This window comes from Telmatospirillum siberiense, from assembly GCF_002845745.1.
GTDB lineage: Bacteria > Pseudomonadota > Alphaproteobacteria > Rhodospirillales > Magnetospirillaceae > Telmatospirillum > Telmatospirillum siberiense.
On record NZ_PIUM01000016.1, the window covers coordinates 74,498 to 94,034 of the forward strand.

Genomic DNA, 19,537 nt, shown 5'->3' on the forward strand with positions numbered 1-19,537 from the left:
TTTTTTAAGCGGAACAAATACGAGCCAGCGATTCCAGCAGCAGAGCGGCGGAATTGGCACCCGGGTCCTGATGGCCGATACTGCGTTCGCCCAGATAGCTGGCGCGGCCCTTGCGGGCCTGCAGCGGCGCCGTGTTGGTCGCGGCGAGGCGCGCGGCCTCGGCCCCGGCGCGCGTCACGGCGGCAAGATCGCCGCCCGCCGCCTTCATGGCCTCGACAGCGGGCACCAGGGCGTCGACCATCGTCTTGTCTCCCGGTTCGGCCTTGCCCCGGCGCTTGATATCGGCGAGGCCGGCTTCGATGAGCACCGCCAGAGACGGACCGTCCAGCGACGTCCGGCCGGCGCTCTGCTTGCCGAGTTCAAGAAAGAAGCCGCCGTAAAGCGGGCCGGCGGCACCGCCGACCGTCGACAGCAAGGTCATCCCGATGGTTTTGAAGAAGGCGCCGAGGTCGCCGGCCACCGCCCCGCCCTCCAGCTTCTTCAACACCGCGGCGAATCCCCGCGTCATATTGGCGCCATGGTCGCCATCGCCGATGGCCGCGTCGAGATCGCAAAGAAGGGCCGAGTTCTTATCGATGACGGCGGCGGCCTCCCAAATCCACACCCGCATTTCAGCCTGGGTTAATTCCTGCATCGCCTGCCCTCTCCTTCGTTTGCCGTGCGACCATGGCCTTGGCGTCCGTCGTCGGTCACCGCACTTACGGTAGTGTTCTGACGCCAACACTTGTTTCCCTCGTCATTCCCGCGAAAGCGGGAATGACGGATGGGGGTGCTTTCCGTTGGCGCCAGAACACTAGCCTTGTTTCGCAATTCAATCAAAAAGACGTCCAGCCCTAGAGCGGTTTGCGATCGTATTGGATCATCGTTTTTTCCGTCACCCCCGGACTTGATCCGGGGGCCCATGGATTGCCGGGTCAAGCCCGGCAATGACGAAAGGGTAAGTGACCTAACGTGGTCGCAAATCGCTCTAAAGATTCCAGTGACCCCCTACACGCCCCAGCGAAGACCGGGCGTATTGACCGGGGCATCCCAAAGACCGACCACGGTGTCGTCGGCACGCAGGGCGGTGATCGACGTTCCGGCCATTTCGAGACTGGTGATGTAGCTTCCGACCAGATTGCGCACCACCTTGAGGCCATGCTTCTCGGCGATCTGCACCGCTTTTCGGAAAACGATGTAAAGCTCGATGAGCGGGGTTCCGCCCATGCCGTTGACGAACAAAATGATGCTCTCGCCGCTTTTGAACGGCAAATCGGTCAGGATGGGTTCCATCAGCATGGCGGTGATCTCGTCGGCGGAGGCCAGAGCCGCACGCCGTCGCCCCGGTTCGCCATGGATGCCGATGCCGACCTCTATCTCGTCTTCCTTCAATTCGAAAGACGGCTTGCCGAGATGGGGCACCGTGCAGGGGGTCAATGCCATGCCCATGCTCCGTCCCGACGCGCGGATGGCTTCGCCCAGGTCCTTGATCTGACCCAGGCTCATCCCCTTTTCGGCGGCGGCCCCGAGAATTTTTTCCATCAGGACGGTCAGGCCGACACCGCGGCGCCCCGCCGTGTAAAGACTGTCCTGCACCGCCACGTCGTCATCGGTCAGAACGGTGGCGACCTCGATGCTTTCCTCGCGCAGCATGTCGGCGGCGAGATCGAAGTTCATCACGTCGCCGGTATAGTTCTTGACGATCTGCAAGATACCCGCGCCGCCGTTCACCGCCTTCGCGGCCTCGAACATCTGGTCCGGCGTCGGACTGGTGAAGACATGGCCGGGACAGGCGGCATCGAGCATGCCGAGACCGACGAAGCCGCCATGCAAGGGTTCATGGCCGCTGCCACCGCCGGAAATCAGTCCGACCTTGCCTTTGGTGGGCGCATCCTTGCGGGCGATGTAGAAAGGATCGAAACAGACGCGCAGACGGTCGGCATGCGCCAGGGCGATGCCTTCGAGTTCCTCACGAACGACGTTTTCCGGGGAATTGATCAGCTTTTTCATGGAACATCCCTCCGAATAGCAAAAATGACGCCTGCGCCTCCGGCTTCGGCGGGGCTCAAACGCCGCTCAGGTTCAGTGCATTGACTCATCCGAATGTTTCAGTTTCGTCGGACCGCTTGTGGTGCCCCGAAGGGCACCGCAAGCGACGCCTTTATAAAATACCGGTCATTTTGCAGAGAACGGCGCCGACAATTCCGCCAACCGACGGGGCGAGCACCGGAACCAGGGCATAACCCCAATCGGAGCCGCCCTTGCCGGCGATCGGCAACACCGCGTGAGCGATGCGGGGGCCGAGATCTCGCGCCGGATTGATGGCGTAACCGGTCGGCCCGCCGAGCGACAGGCCCAGCGCCCAGACCAGCATGCCCCAGAGATAGGGGCCGAAGCCGGCGGGAAGACCGTTGGCGGCAACCCCCTTGGAACCGATGGCGAAGCCGACCAGCACCAGGACGATGGTCACCAGAAATTCGCACAGGGCATTCGCCGGGATGTTGCGAATGCCCGGTCCGGTGCAGAAGATACCCAGTTTTGCGCCCTGATCGGGTGTCTCGGCCCAATGGGGCAGATAGATCAACCAAACCAGGACACCGGCGCAGAAAGCCCCGACCATCTGAGCGGCGATATAAGGAACGAGCGTGTCATAGGCGCCGTTGGCGACGGCCAGGGCGATGGTCACCGCCGGATTGAGATGGGCGACGCCGCCCACCCCGAGGCTGGCGATAATTCCGCAAAGAACCGCCAACCCCCACCCTGTGGTAATAACGATCCAGCCGCTGTTTTCACCCTTTGATTTCTTGAGAAGAACATTGGCGACGACTCCATCGCCAAGGAGAATCAAGATCAGTGTTCCAAGGAATTCACCAAATATTGGTCCGTGCATGGCCGCACCCCCTTCTTTTTTAAGTTCGTTATATTTTCACTCGGTCCAATCAAAGGTCCTTGTCACGGCCTTCTTCCAGAAATGATAGAGCTGATCCCGCTTTTCTTTTTCCATCGAGGGCTTCCAACGATGGTCTTCCGCCCAATTGGCGACCAATTCATCGGTATCCTTGAAGAATCCGACGGCGAGACCGGCGGCGTAAGCCGCGCCGAGCGCCGTGGTTTCCTGCACGACGGGACGGACCACGGGTTTGTTCAGGATATTCGACTGGAACTGCATGAGCAGATGGTTGACCACCATGCCGCCGTCCGTCCGCAAATTGGCCAGTTCGATACCGGAATCCGTCTCCATCGCGTCCAGCACCTCACGCACCTGGAAGGCCGTCGCCTCGAGAACGGCCCGGGCGATATGTCCCTTGTTGACGAACCGGGTCAGCCCGGCGATGACGCCGCGCGCGCTGTCTTTCCAATAAGGCGCATAGAGACCCGAAAAGGCCGGCACGAAATAGACGCCGCCATTATCGTTGACGGTGCGGGCCAGCGGCTCGATGTCGGTGCTTTTCTCGATGATGTTCAGATTGTCGCGCAACCACTGAACCAGGGCGCCGGTGATGGCGATGGAGCCTTCCAGCGCATAGACGGCCGGCTTGCCGTCGATCTTGTAGCCGAGCGTGGTGAGCAGACCGCATTTGGAGGGTACGATCTTCTCGCCGGTGTTCATCAGCATGAAGCAGCCGGTGCCGTAAGTGTTCTTCGCCTCGCCGGGCTTGAAGCAGGCCTGACCGAAAAGAGCGGCCTGCTGGTCGCCGAGATCGCCGGCGATCGCCACGTCCTTGACCGGACCGAAGGTGGCCTTTCCGTAGACTTCGGCGCTCGACCGGATTTGCGGCAGCATCTTCCTGGGGATGCCGAAATCGGCCAGTATCTGTTCGTCCCATTGCAGCGTCTTCAGATCCATCAGCTGGGTCCGGCTGGCGTTGGTCACGTCGGTGACATGCACGCCGCCATTGACGCCGCCGGTCAGATTCCAGATGACGAACGTATCGATATTGCCGAACAGCAGGTCGCCGGCCTCGGCCGCCGCCCGCGCCCCTTCGACATTGTTGAGAATCCAGCGGATCTTCAGGCCGCTGAAATAGGTCGCCAGCGGCAGACCCGTCTTCTCGCGATAGCGGTCCTGTCCACCCTTGGCGGTGAACTCGGCGACGGTATCGCCCACCCGGGTATCCTGCCAGACGATGGCGTTGTAGACCGCCTGACCGGTTTTCTTGTTCCAGACCACGGTGGTTTCACGCTGATTGGTGATGCCGATAGCCGCCAGATCGCTGGGCTTCAGGCCCTTGGCCGCCATGGCTTCCGTGATCACTTCCTCAAGACGCCGCCAGATTTCCGCGGGATCGTGCTCGACCCAGCCGGGTTTCGGAAAGATCTGTTCATGTTCCTTCTGGGCAACGCTGACGATACGTCCCGTACGATCAAAGACAATAAACCGTGAACTCGTCGTCCCTTGATCGATAGCACCGATGTAAGTTGCCATGCTTCTCTCCCATTGGTTTTATTGCCGTCACCCGATGGCCGATGACCGGGCGCGGTTCGAAAACAGACCATGCATCCGGGAATACCGGATCAAAAATGAACAGGCGATGTCTTGGAAAGCGACGCTGTCCGCTCGATTTCGGGCAGGCTTTGACAACACAAAGTTGCCAATCAACATGAACGCCGTCTCCCATTATCTTTTTATCAACCGTTTTAGACGGTTTCTTTAGACTTCTTATAGATCAATAAAAAAGCCGCCTCTTGAATACAGCAATCCCGTATTCAAGAGGCGGCTTCTCTAAGATCTCTGCCGCATTAGTAAACAAAACGCTAACAGAACGCTTTTGGAAATACAATACCCCTTTTGTTAGGTTTCCCGGCCGGTTCCCATTTCGAATACCGTCAGGCAATCCAAAGCTGAGGATCGCTTATGGAAACAGCCGTCAACCCTTGCGCCAGAAGATCCTCGACCTCCCGCATCGATGAAATCAGACCGCCGCCGACGAGCGCGATGTCCGACGCGATCGAACTGATCCGATGGACGAGTTTCGGCGCGGCGACCGCCGGCAGCACCTCCAGCGCGTCGGCGGGGCTGTTCTTCATCTGATGACAGATGTTCTCCATCGCCCCGCTATCGAGCAGGAAGGTCCGCTGAATGATGTAAAGACCCAGCGATTGGGCCTGTCGCAAGGTCTCGCCGTGCGTCGAGATGATCCCCTTGGCTCCGCGTTTCTCGACATAGCTCAAGGCATGCTGATCGCGCGACAACCCGCTGACCAGATCGATATTGACGATCGGCAACTTGCCGACCTCAAGGGTGCGCCGGAGAAGATCTCCGATGTTCTCGGGGTCGCCGCACAGTAGATAAATGAGTTTTCCATGAGCGGCGAGCGCCCTGTCCAACAGCTCCGGCTTGCGGATGGCCGGAATGATTCCGGCGTCCTGAAGCAGAGGACGGAGCGGTTGCTTGTTTTTCATCACCGTTGCCACTTGTATCCCTTTCGGGGCGCATGTTCTGTCGGCGTCAACTCTGACCTTGCTCCGAATAGGCTGCAAGCAGCAATTCCGCCGGATGGATCGCCTTGACCCGCGATCCATGCTCGATCTGCATGCGGCAGGTCGCGCATTCGGTGACGACCATTTGCGGATCGGCGTCGCGGATCCCCTCGAACAGGCGTTGCCCGACCGCCATCGAAACGGGATATTTCTCCTCCTTGAAACCGAAGGTGCCCGACATGCCGCAGCAGCCGGCGTCCAGATCCTCGATCCGCAGGCCGGGAACTCGCCGCAACAGATGGAACCAGGGCCGGCCGATGCCCTGGGACGTCTGATGGCAGGGCGCATGGTAGGCGAGACGCAGACTGCTCGGCTGAAAAGCCTCGTTGAGCAGTCCCTGATCCGCCCGCCCCATCAGGAATTCACCAAGGTCGAAGGTGCTTTCGGCGATTTTGCGGGACTTTTCCGCCAGCTCGCCCTCGTCTCCCAGCAGGTCGGCGAAACCGGTCTTCAGCATATGGCCGCAACTGGTGCAGGCGGTGACGATGCGCGTACCCGACGAAACCGCCTCGATCAGCGATTCTATCCCGGCCCTGGCGCGCAATTTGGCCTCGGCCTCATCGCCATTGGCCAATGCCGGCAATCCGCAACAGCCCGAGGTCGCGATGGTCGTCCGCACACCGTTTCTTTGCAGCAGTTGGACGACCTTCCGGCCCAGATCCGGCTGGTTATAGCGAATGGCGCATCCGGGGAAGAACAGCACGGAGGCGGCTCCCGCCTCGGCGGCCTGGGACGGGCCCAGATCGGGTGCCACATAGGCCGGAAAGCGGCGCTTCGCCGAAATCTTCAAAAACCGGGACATCAGCAGACGAACCGGCTTCAGCCCCAGCAGAAGATTGGTCAATCGCGGCGCGATGGTCAGAAGCGATCCCAGGAGGCCCGGACGGGCGAACCAGAAATCACGCATTTTCCTCAGGAAGGGCTTTTGATGCCGCGCCTTGGCCGCAGCGATCAGGCCCGACACATCGACCTGGTTGGGACAGGCCAAATCGCAACGATGGCATCCCAGACAATATTCCACCCACTCGGTGTCGCAAGGCAGGCCCTCGCGGCGCAAGCGCTCCAATTCCGGCCCAAGATGCTTCGGCCCCGGATAAGCGGGATGGGCGGTCACCACCGGGCAAACCGTGACGCAATCGGAGCATTTCAGGCAATTGTCGAGACTGATGTCATTCCGCCGCATGACGACCTCCCTGCCCGGCGACCGACATGCCGGCGCGATAGCCGGTCAATATCGCCCGCTCGTTGCCGCCATGACCGCCCGTGCTTCGCAGCAAGGCCCCGGCGACGTGAAGATTTTCGGCAATCACGGCGCCTGACCGGGTGATCGGACGCAACCATCCGTCGACGCCGAAAAACTCCGCCCCCAGCAGGGGAGCGGAAAACTGACCGCTCGCCAGAATAACCTCATCCCCGACAAGCCGCAGCGGACGGGCGGGAGCATCGATCTGGACGGCCTGGCAACGGCCGCCGTCCAGATCGATCTTCCTCACGGGAAATCCACTGAAAAACTCGACTCCGCTTTTCCGCAGATACCTCTCGATGGCGTTGGACAGTCGTACCCCCGGCACCGACGGTGGAAGGGTCGGCAACTCGCACAAGGGACAATCGAGAGCCCGCTCGAAATCGGAGATTTCGTTCAATCCGGAACGAAGTCCCAGCATACCCGGAAGAATGATCAGGTCCGTATCCCGCGTAATGGGCTCAAGCGCCTGTTGCAACTCGCGGCGGAAATCGGCGTCGCGGTCGAAGCGGTTGGCCAATTGCAGGGTGGTCGCCGTGGTGCCCGGCATCCACGAAAGCTCGATCTCGCGGGCGACATAGGAGGTGTTGAGATCCTGGCGACGCGCATTGTGGTTCAGCCGTTCCGTGGCGAACTGCGCGTCGAAGGAGGACAATCCCTTGATGCCGACCACCGCCGCCCGCACTTGGGCGGCGGCGTCACCGTTCCACAGGTAAAAGGGAGCCAGCGCTATGGTCTGGAAACTGCCCATGATGGTGGGCAGGTGACGCCGTTCGTCCAGCCCGCCACGGAACGGACATCCCGCCCGCCGCGTCAGATCACAAAAGAACTCGATGGCCTCGCCCAGTTTTTCGGGAGCCTCGTTGGGCAGCAGTTGACGGCTTTCGACGCATCCGGCGCCGAAGACGAACAAACCGAAGCCCGCATTGACCACGCCGACCCGCAAACCACGGGCCGCCGCCGCCGCCGCCGCGGTCAGGCCGGCGATGCCGGCCCCGACGACGACCAGATCGAAACGATAGCTTTCCATGGCCGTCAGCCCTCCTTCCGATCATGAAAATTGTAGGTCACGCCAAAAAGATCGTGGCTCAGATAGAGCTGTTCGACCTGCTTTCCCTGCGGGACGAAGGATTGACCTTTCCATCGCTCGTCCAGAAAACGCTCGAACTCATCGGAGGCCTGCGCCGCCGACCACCGCCGGCTCCGATAACCGGAGAGCATCGCCTTGTATCCGCAGAACGTCCCCTGACATGGCCCGAAACCGAGACGGGTCCGGCGGCCGATGTCGCTGATGGTATGCACGGGAACCGATGCCTGATCCCCCAGGACGAACTCGACCTCGGCCCGGGTCACCTGTTCGCATTCGCAGATGATTTCAGCCAATTCGGGGCGCTCGTCGATGGCATTGACGATATGGACCAGATCCGGCCCGAGCCGGCGCTCGGCGATGGCGGCGGCCTGCGCGGGCAGAATCTGGCGGGCCTTGACGGCGATCCGCGGATCGACCGGAAGACGGAGCGGCTCCTCGCTCGTCTCGCAGGACCGATCGACACCCAGCTTGGAAGCGATCAGATCGCAAGTGACCTCGGCCATCAGCCGATAAGTGGTCATCTTCCCCCCGACGATCGAAACGAATCCCTCGACCTGATCGAGGGCGGCATGATCGAGCAGGGCGTACCCTCGGCTGATCTCGCGCCCCCCGGCTCCGCCGGCGTTTTTCGGAGTGTAGAGCGGACGGGCGCCGGAGAAGATCCGCAAGACGCGGGCTTCGGCCATCGTCGGAATCAATTCGATGCCGAGATCCAGCAGATGCTGCACCTCCTCGGCGGCGGCCGTCAGCCCCTCGGGTCCGGGAACCGTCATCGAGCTGGTTCCCAGGATGCAGACGGGACCGGCCGGAACGAGGATATCGGCGTCTCCCGGCATGCGGCAACGATTCACCACCCGCGTGACGAGGTTGTGGTTGAGCACAAGCAGAGAGCCCTTGTCGCACCTCACCGGCACATCGACACCGGCCATCGCCGCCACCTTCTGCGCCCAGCCGCCCCCGGCGTTGATGACGACCTCGCAGGCAATGCGGCCTTCCTCGCCGGTACGGCTGTCGCGATAATCGACCGAACGCACCCGGCCATCCTCGATATTGATCGCCGTGACTTCGCAATAGGCACGGAACCCGGCGCCACGCGCCACGGCGGCGGCGATATTCGACCTGGTCAGTTGGAAAACGTCGACATGGGCGTCCGGACAGGTATAGGCGCCGAGGATATTTTTCGGAAGATTGGGCTCCAACCCCAAAGCGTCGTCGGCCGACACCTCCTCGCTGGCGATCCCGGCTCCCCGGCAGGCGCTTTCCCACCGATCGAAGAACGTCGGATCGTCCTGCGGATATCGAACGAAAAGCCCGCCGGTATCATGAACGCAATGCGGCGCGATTTTCTTGATGATCGCGCTTTCCACCGCGCATTCCCTGGCGGCCTCGGGATCCTTCACCACATAGCGGCCGCCGGAGTGCAGCAGCCCGTGGCATCGCCCGGTCGCGCCATTGGCCAGATCCTTCTTTTCCAGCAAAACGGCGGGAATACCTCGCAGCGAGAGATCCCACAATATGCCGGCTCCGGTCGCCCCTCCGCCGACGATGATGACTTGTGTCGATTCCATGACGCCCCTCTCTGCGGGGGATCAAGAACAGTCACGCTTAAGGATCGTGCCGTCCCGATCATCCCAGCCGGACAAAAGTCGAACCCGCGCGCGCAGGAGCGGGTGACGAGAGGCGGTAATCATCGCGCCCGGCCGGGCGAATCCGGCCTTGCCGCGGGCGAGAAATTTTCCGGGCGGCCCGGGAGGGACGCCCCTTTTGTCCCGGAACATCCGGGACGTCAGGAGTTGTTTCCGATGGTCTGCGAAGATGCCTTGATGATGAAACTTCGTCTTTGAGCCAAATGATCAGGGCGACCGCCGAAAACCGACCGGAATCACGTCTGGGCCTCCCTTACGGAGCCAAGACACTCTTCTCACTTGCGGTACTCAGTCACCCGTCCGTGCTATCTCATTTTGCTCTTCACGAAACGGTCGTGGATATACAATCCAGCATGTGAAACGGTGGAGCAGAGGCCGGAAAAAGTCAATAAAATTACTGTGGCCATGCGGGGCAATCGCCTCGACCGATTGCCCCGCATGGCCATCTCGTTAATCGATTAAATCGATTTTTAATACGATAATTACCAATTTTACTCGATCAATCAACCTGCGTATGTTGGCTCATCGAATACGCCTCACCAGCACCAGGAGAACACCGATGACCAACGCAACAAAATCCATCCGCACCCTGATCGGAACGGCCGCCATCCTCGTCGCCAGCTCGCTGGCCTCGGCCTACGGCAGCGAAAGTGCCAACCTGTCGACCCTCATCTCCACGCAAGCCAAGGCGTTGCCCGGCGTCACGACGCAAGTCGACCCCTGCGGCCCCAGGAAGAGCACCGGCCCCCTCGGTTACTGAGCCAGGCTTCTCCCTGGATGCTTCTCGGACGGACCGCGAGCCGCCGCCCGAATGCTCAAAGCCTGCGGATGACGATCACGCCGTTGCCTCCCCCGACGGCGTGATCCATTCCGGGCCCATACTCCGTCTCAGGTATACATGATCAGCTTCAGATACTGCTGGGCGCAGTTGTAGCCGGCTTGCGTCAGACTGGTCTTGTTACAGTCGGGCATCCACATGTCCACGAAGGAAAAACCCAGTGAATTCACCATGATGGTGCGGCTGGCGTCCCTTCGGAAGACCATGTTCGCCGGCGGATTGACCGTCGCTCCGATAATGTCGGCGTAGCTGAGAAGCAGCTCGATGATCCCTTCGAGATCGTCAATGATGCCTTGCAACGCCGGTTCGCCATCCCTGATGGCCTTCACGATATCGGCCGCGGATCCCTTGCCGTCGGCGCGATAACCGACCAGCCTGGCCCTGAGGACCGCCGCCGCCTTGTCGGCTTGTCCACTCTCCAAAACCGCGCCACCCCTGGAGGAGGCGATCAGATCGCCCAGCTGGGAATCGGAAACGGTCTGCCCTTGGCTCTCCAGATCGATCAGCAATTGATACAGGCGCTCGATGATCAGGCGGACGGTCTGGCTGAGCCCCAGCGCACTCTCGATCAAGTGCAGGATCGTCAGAATAATCCCCTGCTGGGTGGCGCTCATATCGACCAGGAACAATCCCAAGGTGTTCGCCACCTGCTCCAGATCGTCGAAGGTGGGAATCGGATAATTGAATGCGACGCCGCCGTCGATGAAGGGACCGGGATATTTCATCGCCAGATCGCCACTGAACTGCCAGGGAACGAAGAAGAAAGGAATCGACATCGATGCCCGTACCGCCTGCGCGATCGGCACATCGGGAGTCGTCTCGGCGGAAAACTCGATAATCCCGCTTTTCGGTACCTGCATGGAAAACACGTGCAGATCCTTGAAGGTATCGTCACTGGCCGCTTTTTCCCGGAGTTCGGCAAAGGTGGCCGTCGGTGAACCAAGCCCTTCCTTCACCTGCTCGCCCATCCAATCAAGAAACGGTGCTCCGCTGAAGCCTTTCGGCGTCAAGGTGGAGAGCGGCACGAATTGAGAAAATTGCAGCTCGGCCAGAATGGAGGCGATTTTCTCGGCGCTGAAGCCGAGACTGACCAGGGCGCCGAAGATGGAGCCCGCCGAGGTTCCGGCGACGCGGCTGACATTGCCCAGCGCCTTGCCCTGACTGCTTCCGGCCAGCCTGGCCTCCTGCAACGCCTGAAATGCCCCGACATAGGCGGCGCCAAGAACTCCACCGCCCTTGAACACCAGATTTTCGATCTTTTTCATGAAAGCAGCTCTCCTCGTGCGGGAGCGCGGCGCCCATCGCCGGCGGCTTGGCGCCACACACCAAAAATACTGCTTTTAGTAGAATTGTTTTACGAGATTCACAATCATCATGACGTCCTATTCCGTGCCTGACGGAAGTCCTGCCTTTCCGTCAGGCGAACGGGCAGGAACGGCGTTATCGATGATCGGCACACAAGAAAATCCCCCATCCCCGCTTAAGCGGAAATGGGGGAGAAAAACCGTAAACTCTACCGGGAGGGCCGAGCGGGTCAGCTCAGCTTTTTCTTCAAAATATCGTTCAGCATCGCCGGATTGGCTTTGCCGGCGGTGGCCTTCATCACCTGTCCGACGAAGAAGCCGAACAGCTTGTCCTTGCCGCCGCGATATTCCGCCACCTTATCGGCATTGGCCGCCAGCACGGCATCGATCGAGGACTCGATGGCGCCGGTATCGGTGACCTGCTTCAAGCCCTTCTCGGCCACGATGTCGGCCGGCGCCTTGCCGGTTTCCACCATCAGCTCGAACACTTCCTTGGCAATACGGCCGGAAATGGTGTTGTCGGCGATCAGATCGATCAGGCCGCCGAGATTGGCCGCGCTGACCGGCGGATCCTCGATGGTGCGACCGAGCCGGTTCATCGCCGCCGCAAAATCGCCCATCACCCAATTGCAAGCCAGCTTGGGATCGCGCCCCTTGGCGACCGTTTCGAAGAAGTCGGCGGTCGCCTGCTCGGCCACCAGGAGGCCGGCGTCATAGGGGGAAAGCTGATAGTCGCCGATGAAACGGGCCTTCTTTTCGTCGGGCAGTTCCGGCAGGCCGGCCTTGATCGCCTCGACATAGTCCTGCGTCAGATTGAGTGGCAGAAGATCCGGATCGGGGAAATAGCGGTAGTCGTGGGCATGCTCCTTGCTCCGCATCGAGCGGGTCTCGCCCTTGGCGGCATCGAACAGGCGGGTCTCCTGCACCACCTCCCCGCCCTCTTCGTAAACGTCGATCTGGCGACGCGCCTCATAGTCGATGGCCTGGCTCACGAAGCGGATCGAATTGACGTTCTTGATCTCGGCCCGCGTCCGGTAGGGCTCGCCCGCCTTGCGGACCGAGACATTGACGTCGCAGCGCATCGACCCTTCGGCCATGTTGCCGTCACAGGTTCCCAGGTAGCGCAGAATCGAGCGCAGCTTGGTCACATAGGCGGCGGCTTCCTCGGGACTGCGCATGTCGGGCTTGGAGACGATCTCCATCAAGGCGACGCCCGAACGGTTCAAATCGATGAAGGACTTGCTCGGATGCTGGTCGTGCAGGCTCTTGCCGGCGTCCTGCTCCATATGCAGCCGCTCGATGCCGACGGTCCGCGTCGACCCGTCGGGCATGTCGAGAATCACCTCGCCTTCGCCGACCACCGGATATTCGTACTGGCTGATCTGATAGCCCTGCGGCAGGTCGGCGTAGAAATAATTCTTCCGGGCGAACACCGAGGTCAGATTGATCTTCGCCTTCAACCCCAGGCCGGTGCGCACCGCCTGCTCGATGCAATGCTCGTTGATCACCGGCAACATGCCCGGCATGGCGGCATCGACCAGCGAGACCTGGGTATTGGGTTCGGCCCCGAAATCGGTCGCCGATCCGGAGAACAGCTTGGACTTGCTGGTGATCTGGGCATGGACCTCAAGTCCGATGACCAATTCCCAATCGCCGGTCTCGCCCTGAATAACGTAGCTCATCGTCTTTTAATCCCTCAAACGCCGGCCGGCATGGCGGAAAAGCCGGCGGACCGCTCCATCACATCGGCAACCCTCAAGACCGTCTCCTCGTCGAAGGGACGGCCGATCAGTTGCAGACCCAGCGGCAAACCGTCGGCCGACAGACCGGCCGGCAGCGACAGGCCGGGCAGACCCGCCAGGCTGGTGGGAATGGTGAAGACGTCGTTGAGCCACATGGTCACCGGATTGTCGTCGGTTTCCCCCAGGCCGAACGCCGCCGAAGGCGCCGTCGGCGTCAGGATGACGTCGACCGTCTCGAACGCCTTGGCGAAATCGTCGGCGATCAGCCGGCGAACCTTCTGCGCCTTGATGTAATAGGCATCGTAATAACCGGCCGACAGAACATAGGTGCCGATCAGGATGCGCCGGCGAACCTCCTCGCCGAAACCCGCCGCCCGCGTCTTGGCATACATCTCGTCCAGCGTGGAGCCCTCGACGCGCAACCCGTAACGCACGCCGTCGTAGCGCGCCAGATTCGAGGAACACTCGGCCGGCGCCACGATGTAATAGGTGGGCAGAGCGTATTTGGTGTGCGGCAGGCTGATCTCCACCGGGGTGGCCCCGGCGGCCTTCAGCATGTCGACGCCGGCCTCCCACAGTTTGGAGATCTCATCCGACAGGCCATCCGGCCGGTATTCCTTGGGAATACCCACCTTGAGCCCACGGATGTCGCCGCTCAAAGCCGCTTCGAAATCGGGCACGGCGACCGGGGCCGAGGTCGAATCCTTGGGATCGTGGCCGACCATCGAGCCCAGCATGATGGCGGCGTCGCGCACCGTCCTGGTCATCGGGCCGGCCTGATCCAGGGACGAGGCGAAGGCGACGACCCCCCAGCGGGAACAACGGCCGTAGGTCGGCTTGATGCCGACCAGCCCGCAGAAGGCCGCCGGCTGACGGATCGAGCCGCCGGTATCGGTGCCGGTGGCCGCCAGGGCCATGCGCGCCGCCACCGCCGTCGCCGAACCGCCCGACGAACCGCCGGGCACCAGCCTGGCGGAGGGATCGGACTTCCGCTTCCAGGGATTGATCACCGGACCGAAGGCCGATGTCATGTTGGAGGATCCCATGGCGAACTCGTCGAGCGCCGTCTTGCCGAGAACCACCGCGCCGGCCTTCTTGAGATTGGCCGAAACGGTCGATTCGTAAGGGGGAACGAAGTTTTCCAGAATGCGCGAACAGGCGGTGGTCCGCACGCCCTCGGTGCAGAACAGGTCCTTCATGCCGATCGGCAGACCTTCCATGGCGCCGGCCTCGCCCTTGCCCAGTTTGGCGTCGGACAGAGCCGCCCGCTCCAGGGCCAGATCAGGGGTCTCGGTGACGAAAGCGTTGAGCGCGCGGTTCCTGTCCATGGCATCGATATGCGCACGGGTCAGTTCGACGGCGCTGAAGCTCTTCGCTTTGAGGCCGTCGCGGGCGGCGGCCAGGGTCAGTTTGGTCAAATCGCTCATGGCCGTCATTCCACCACCTTGGGAACCAGGAAAAAGCCGTCGTTGCGCTCGGGCGCGTTGGCCAGCACCTTGTCCGGATAGCCCCCGTCGGTGACTTCGTCGGCGCGGCGCGGCAGTTCCATATGGGCGACGCTGGTCATCGGGGCGACGCCGTCGGTATTCACCTCGGCCAATTGCTCGACGAATTGCAGAATGTTCGAGAGCTCGCCGGCCAAATGGTTCAGTTCGTCGTCGCGAACTTCCAGGCGCGCCAGATTGGCGATTTTCCTGACGGTGTCTTTGTCCAAGGACATAGGATGATGAACTCCAACCAGATATCGGCCCGCGTCATCGGCTGGCCGGCGCGCCGCCGGCTGCCATTTTAGCGGTGTTTCCCAGTAAAGGCCGGACGTTAGCATCCGCATCCCGGAACCGCAACCCTGGGGCCGGTCGGACGAGCGCGTTCACCATCGGTCGGTGGCTGTCCGACACAGTTTGTGCGTCGCCCGTATTCGAGGGGTGATCACAACCCAAACCCGTCATTGCCGGACTTGATCCGGTAATCACGTCTTTTGGTTGAATCGCGAAATAAAAATACCGAAAAAACGGTAACGGACGACATGCTTTAGTCTTGCGGTCAAGCCGGCAACCTGCAGCGATCATCCGTGCGGTCGGACAGACACGACCAAGAAAACTGCCGCCTGAATTGATCTGGCATCGGCCAACCAGGACTCATGCCAATCATCATGACGGCAGGCTGATCTAGGCCTTCGTCACCACCCGCCCCTGAAAAGAATTAAGCGTATTCCTTGCGCCATATGACAACTCTCTTAGTCACGAAAATTTGACGGGTGCCATAATTGACAACCAAAGATATGTATGTTCGGATATTTTTATCGTGATAATTGAATAAAACTTAATTACACGCGTATAAATTGTGAGGATGCGACATGGCGAGCGCAGTACAGCTGACGGATGACCACATAGAACGGTTCAAGGCCGAGCAGGCGCGCATGGGCCTGGGCCACGATCAACTCTGTCACAAGGGGACACTGAGCACCAGCGACCACGGCGGCGTCGTCGTGCTGAGCCCCAATTCGAAGCTATCCACCGTCCCGCCGATCATCGTTTCTTACGCCGACTTCGCCGAGCTGAAGGCCATGCGCGGCATCCCGGACGAAGCCTTCGCGTCGGGCCGGATGAGCGACGCCTTCGTCAAATATCCCAAGCCCTTCACCGCAAGCCGGATGGCCTTTCTGAACAACACCAAAAACATCTGTGACCTCGACTACCACCTGGAGCCGGCGGAATACAAAACACTCCAAGACGTGGCCCAGGCCTACCTGATGGGCCACTCGGCGAAGGTCAAGGAGTGGGAGCCCCTGCTCAACGCCGCCTTCATGCCGGGCAGGATGGCCGTGTTCAGCGGCGAAAACCTGGTGGTGAAATCCGGCGACGTTTTCAAAATCGTCCCCGATCCCGCCCACCCGCTGGATCCGGTAGTGCTCAACTACCAGACCATCACGGTGGAAAGCGGCGGCCAGATCCAGGTTCTGGCGAAGGCCGACGTCACGTCGCAGATCTTCAACGCTCAATAGGCGTCAGCCGGAAAAGGGTATAGGGACCATGAGCAACAGCGATACGCCCCCGATCACTATCACCGGCGCGAACGGCACCGACGGCAAATACCCGGGCAGCAAGGGAGCCGACCGCGGGCAGGCGTCCGCAGGCACAAACGGCACCGCCTACGCGGACAAGAACGGCAATTGGCACTGCTGTACCAATCCGGGCAACGGCTTGACGGGCGATAGCGGCGGCCAAGGAAATGTGGGCCAGAACGGCGGCAACGGTCTCGATAGCCCCCCGACCACTCTGAAAATCACCACCGTCACGGGCAGGCTCGACATTCTGATCGGCGGCGGCAACGGTGGCAACGGCACCAAGGGCGGACAGGGCGGCAACGGCGGCAATGGCGGCAATGCCGGCAGCATCGTCGCGGTCAACAATTGCACGGATAAGACGCCAACCTCCGGCAGCCCATCGGGGTGCTGCACGGCGGCCTCCCAGGGCGCGGCGGGCGCCGGTGGCAGGGGCGGCAAGGGTGGCGCCGGCGGCAACGGCGGCAATAGTGGCACGGTGAACATCTACTATCACGAGATCCAATCTGGCGCCTCCCTCAATCCTCAGCATGCCTACGGGTTCGCGGGCAAGGGCGGCGCCGGCGGCGATCCCGGAACTCCGGGAACCGGTGTCGGCGGCGGCGGCAACCTGGGCGGCGGTGAGATCGGCGCCGACGGCATCAACGGCAAGGCGGGACAGGTCAACCTGTACCAGTTCTAGGCGCCCCATCGAGAGATTTCGGGAGATCATCATGACTGTGACCGTCACTGGGGACCACGGAACCCCGCACATCGTCATTCTCGGCACCGACGGACCGGCTGGCACCGACGGCAAGCATGGCGTCAACGGCGTCAATGTTCCCCCCATCGGAGACAACGGCAAGGACGGATCGGGCAGCTACAGCTCCTGGAGCGGCTGCAAAAAATGCGTCTGCGCCACCAGCGGCAACAACGGGGCCAACGCGGTCACGGCCGGCGCCAACGGCGATCCGGGCAAGCCGGGCGTCGCGGCCTTGCCGTTCCTTTTGCGCAGTTATGACTTTCGTGGCGTGCTCTACATCTTGGGCAAGGGCGGCAACGGCGGCAAGGGCGGCAACGGTGGCGACGGCGGCAACGGCGACAAAGGCGGCAACGCGGGAAAAAACACCTCCTCCTGCAAGGAAAAAGGCTGCTGTTCCTTCACCTTCGGCGGGCGGGGCGGCAACGGGGACGACGCCGGCAATGGCGGCAAGGGAGGGGACGGAAGTGTCGGCGCCACGGTCACCATCACCTACGGCAACAGCTCGCCACCGGCCATCCAGGTCCAGGTCCCCGGGGGCGACGCCGGCCTCGCGGGGGCCGGCGGCCGCGGCGGGCTGGGTGGCCAGTCGGGCCTCAATATGGACGACACCCGGGGCGATCCGGGGACCAACGGCGCCGACGGTGGGGATGCCGGCGGCGGCGAGGTCGGCGCCCCCGGCCATGTGAGTATCACCCGCATCACCCCCTGACGCGCAAGACAGAGCCGGAGCGTCACGGCGCCGGATCCACCCGGAGGGATCCGGCGCCGTGACGGAAATCCCCTTCTCCGCCAGGAAAGGTTCAGGTCATGTCCGATACCTCCGACCCTCTCGATCCCCGTGACGCGGCGATACTGGCGCAACTCGCCGCCGCGGCGATGAGTAATTTCGATGACGGCCCCGTCCTGCCGACGGGCTGGTCCCTTGCCCGAAGCTTCATCGCCGACCCCTGGGACGGCGCCGGCCAGGGTCTGCTGGCCCTGGGCAGCCTGCCCGGCGACCCCTCCACCCCCGTCGCCGTGCTGGCCTTGGGGGTGCCTTGGGGCACCGCGCTGGGCACCGCGCTCGCCCCGCAGACCAGTTTGATCAAGCTGCCCCTGGCCAACATCCTGCCGCGGAACGGGGTGGTGGTAACCGGCATCGCCACCGCCTACATGGCCCTGCGTGGCAAGCTCTGGAACGCGGTCAAAAGCGCGGGGAACCGCCCTCTTCACATCACCGGCCTCTATCTGGGCGGACCGGCGGCGCAGATCGCCGCGGTCGATCTGAGACCCGACAATACGGGGCCGGACGGTACAAAATCACCGGTCCGGGTGGCCTCCTGCGTCTCATTCTCCTCCCCCGGTCCGGGGGACGCCGACGTGGCTGTCGATGTCGCCTCCCTGGTGTCGCAGGCCTGGACCCTGTCGCGCCGGCATCTCGGCGAGATGATCGACTTCTTTCCCGTCTCCATCCCGGCCGAGAACATCGATGCCGGTCTCCAGATGGTATTGCCTGCGGCGATTTCGGACCCCATCGACGACCCATGGATGGAGCGGAGCGCGAGCGCCTATATCACCAGCCTGGGCCAGGTCCCGCCGCCGGGACCGCCGGAGCAGCCTGGCAATCTGTCGCCCATTCCCCAGGGATTCAGCGCCAATAACGCCGCGGCCTTCGCCCAGTTGCTGTCGCTGCCCTATCTGATGCGCCAGCATCCGGGACTGAAAAGCCCCACCGATTTCTCGCCCTACAGCTACCACTCGCAGATCAAGTACGCCGACAAGACGCTGGCCACGGTCATGGTGTGGGACGACAGGGCCGTCATCTGTTTCCGGGGCAGTGTCGACTGGTACGAATGGGGCCAGTACACCCTCGACAGCAATCTGGTGCCGCCACCCTTCCCGTCCCCCTCGACGGGGCTGATCCATTCAGGCGCCCTGACCATGTATCAGGACGGCGGCGACGCCTCCGTCAAGACGCAGATGGCGACCCTGCTGCCGAAGTTGCGCCAGGATCATCCCAATCTCTTTTTCGCCGCCCACGGATTGGGCGCCGCGGTGGCCACCATCGCCGCCATGGACCAGCTCGACGCGGGCAATCTGATCAAGGCTCCGGCCTTCTATATCTATGGCGGGCTGATGACCGGCAACTCGGACTTCGTCACCGAGGCGCAAGCCAAGCTCGACAAGGGCTACTACCCCATCGCCCGACCCGGCGACTTCATGCCCACGGCGACCCTGTTCCAGGGCTACAGCCCTATCGCCCCTGCTCTCAGCCTGACCGGGGTTCCGAAGAACGACGAACCGACGAACCATGCCTTGACCGGCTACATGGAGCTGCTCAGCCCCTGGTCGTCGGCCAATTACATGGCGCCGGCCATGGTGCTGGCCTCCCGCAGTCAAGGCACCGGTTCTCCCACCCAAGAATAAGG

At 62.0% G+C, this 19,537-nt stretch carries 17 protein-coding genes; 5 read left to right on the forward strand and 12 right to left on the reverse strand.

All coding sequences use genetic code 11. The features are described 5' to 3' along the window. Positions 1-4: 4 nt before the first annotated feature. The 8 genes from dhaL to glpA form a co-directional block, all read right to left on the reverse strand. Positions 5-634 carry a dihydroxyacetone kinase subunit DhaL gene (gene dhaL / locus CWS72_RS14470; protein ID WP_101251335.1) on the reverse strand — a complete coding sequence of 210 codons (630 nt, stop codon included), beginning with the start codon at positions 632-634 and terminating at the stop codon, positions 5-7. Positions 635-987: 353 nt separating this feature from the next. Next, on the reverse strand, positions 988-1,989 hold the full coding sequence (gene dhaK / locus CWS72_RS14475) for a dihydroxyacetone kinase subunit DhaK (protein ID WP_101251336.1): 1,002 nt from the start codon (positions 1,987-1,989) through the stop codon (positions 988-990). Between the two features lie 151 nt (positions 1,990-2,140). Further along, positions 2,141-2,869: an MIP/aquaporin family protein gene (locus CWS72_RS14480; RefSeq protein ID WP_101251337.1), complete on the reverse strand. Its 729-nt coding sequence runs from the start codon at positions 2,867-2,869 to the stop codon at positions 2,141-2,143. A 36-nt stretch (positions 2,870-2,905) separates the two neighbouring features. Further along, entirely contained in the window at positions 2,906-4,405 is a 1,500-nt protein-coding gene (gene glpK, locus CWS72_RS14485; protein ID WP_101251338.1) for a glycerol kinase GlpK, read from the reverse strand. Positions 4,406-4,806: 401 nt separating this feature from the next. Then, positions 4,807-5,382 carry a glycerol-3-phosphate responsive antiterminator gene (locus tag CWS72_RS14490; RefSeq protein WP_158240663.1) on the reverse strand — a complete coding sequence of 192 codons (576 nt, stop codon included), beginning with the start codon at positions 5,380-5,382 and terminating at the stop codon, positions 4,807-4,809. A gap of 46 nt (positions 5,383-5,428) precedes the next feature. Then, on the reverse strand, positions 5,429-6,643 hold the full coding sequence (locus tag CWS72_RS14495; protein WP_101251340.1) for an anaerobic glycerol-3-phosphate dehydrogenase subunit C: 1,215 nt from the start codon (positions 6,641-6,643) through the stop codon (positions 5,429-5,431). Then, on the reverse strand, positions 6,630-7,733 hold the full coding sequence (locus tag CWS72_RS14500; protein WP_101251341.1) for an FAD-dependent oxidoreductase: 1,104 nt from the start codon (positions 7,731-7,733) through the stop codon (positions 6,630-6,632). Before CWS72_RS14500 ends, CWS72_RS14495 begins: the two co-directional genes overlap by 14 nt. A 5-nt stretch (positions 7,734-7,738) precedes the next feature. Then, positions 7,739-9,361: an anaerobic glycerol-3-phosphate dehydrogenase subunit GlpA gene (glpA, locus tag CWS72_RS14505; RefSeq protein WP_101251342.1), complete on the reverse strand. Its 1,623-nt coding sequence runs from the start codon at positions 9,359-9,361 to the stop codon at positions 7,739-7,741. A gap of 637 nt (positions 9,362-9,998) precedes the next feature. Here glpA and CWS72_RS14510 point away from each other — a divergent pair. After that, on the forward strand, positions 9,999-10,199 hold the full coding sequence (locus CWS72_RS14510; RefSeq protein WP_101251343.1) for a hypothetical protein: 201 nt from the start codon (positions 9,999-10,001) through the stop codon (positions 10,197-10,199). A gap of 128 nt (positions 10,200-10,327) precedes the next feature. Here the strand turns inward: CWS72_RS14510 and CWS72_RS14515 are convergent, their stop codons facing one another. The 4 genes from CWS72_RS14515 to gatC form a co-directional block, all read right to left on the reverse strand. After that, positions 10,328-11,542 carry a patatin-like phospholipase family protein gene (locus CWS72_RS14515; protein WP_101251344.1) on the reverse strand — a complete coding sequence of 405 codons (1,215 nt, stop codon included), beginning with the start codon at positions 11,540-11,542 and terminating at the stop codon, positions 10,328-10,330. Positions 11,543-11,811: 269 nt separating this feature from the next. Next, positions 11,812-13,263, reverse strand: coding sequence for an Asp-tRNA(Asn)/Glu-tRNA(Gln) amidotransferase subunit GatB (gene gatB, locus CWS72_RS14520; RefSeq protein WP_101251345.1), 1,452 nt, complete (start codon positions 13,261-13,263; stop codon positions 11,812-11,814). Positions 13,264-13,277: 14 nt separating this feature from the next. Further along, the gene (gene gatA / locus CWS72_RS14525; protein ID WP_199175691.1) at positions 13,278-14,759 is read right to left on the reverse strand and encodes an Asp-tRNA(Asn)/Glu-tRNA(Gln) amidotransferase subunit GatA; all 1,482 of its coding nucleotides are present in this window, start codon (positions 14,757-14,759) and stop codon (positions 13,278-13,280) included. Further along, complete coding sequence (gene gatC / locus CWS72_RS14530) at positions 14,756-15,043, reverse strand: Asp-tRNA(Asn)/Glu-tRNA(Gln) amidotransferase subunit GatC (RefSeq protein WP_101251346.1); 288 nt, start codon at positions 15,041-15,043, stop codon at positions 14,756-14,758. The genes gatA and gatC overlap by 4 nt, the downstream gene beginning before the upstream one ends. A 636-nt stretch (positions 15,044-15,679) precedes the next feature. Between gatC and CWS72_RS14535 the strand changes: the two genes are divergently transcribed. From CWS72_RS14535 to CWS72_RS14550, 4 genes are all read left to right on the forward strand, one after another. Continuing rightward, the gene (locus CWS72_RS14535; protein ID WP_101251347.1) at positions 15,680-16,327 is read left to right on the forward strand and encodes a hypothetical protein; all 648 of its coding nucleotides are present in this window, start codon (positions 15,680-15,682) and stop codon (positions 16,325-16,327) included. A gap of 28 nt (positions 16,328-16,355) precedes the next feature. Beyond that, entirely contained in the window at positions 16,356-17,069 is a 714-nt protein-coding gene (locus tag CWS72_RS28210; protein ID WP_101251348.1) for a hypothetical protein, read from the forward strand. 31 nt (positions 17,070-17,100) lie between these two features. Beyond that, positions 17,101-17,838, forward strand: coding sequence for a hypothetical protein (locus CWS72_RS28620; RefSeq protein WP_146002756.1), 738 nt, complete (start codon positions 17,101-17,103; stop codon positions 17,836-17,838). A 98-nt stretch (positions 17,839-17,936) separates the two neighbouring features. Next, the gene (locus CWS72_RS14550; RefSeq protein WP_101251349.1) at positions 17,937-19,535 is read left to right on the forward strand and encodes a lipase family protein; all 1,599 of its coding nucleotides are present in this window, start codon (positions 17,937-17,939) and stop codon (positions 19,533-19,535) included. Positions 19,536-19,537 lie beyond the last annotated feature (2 nt).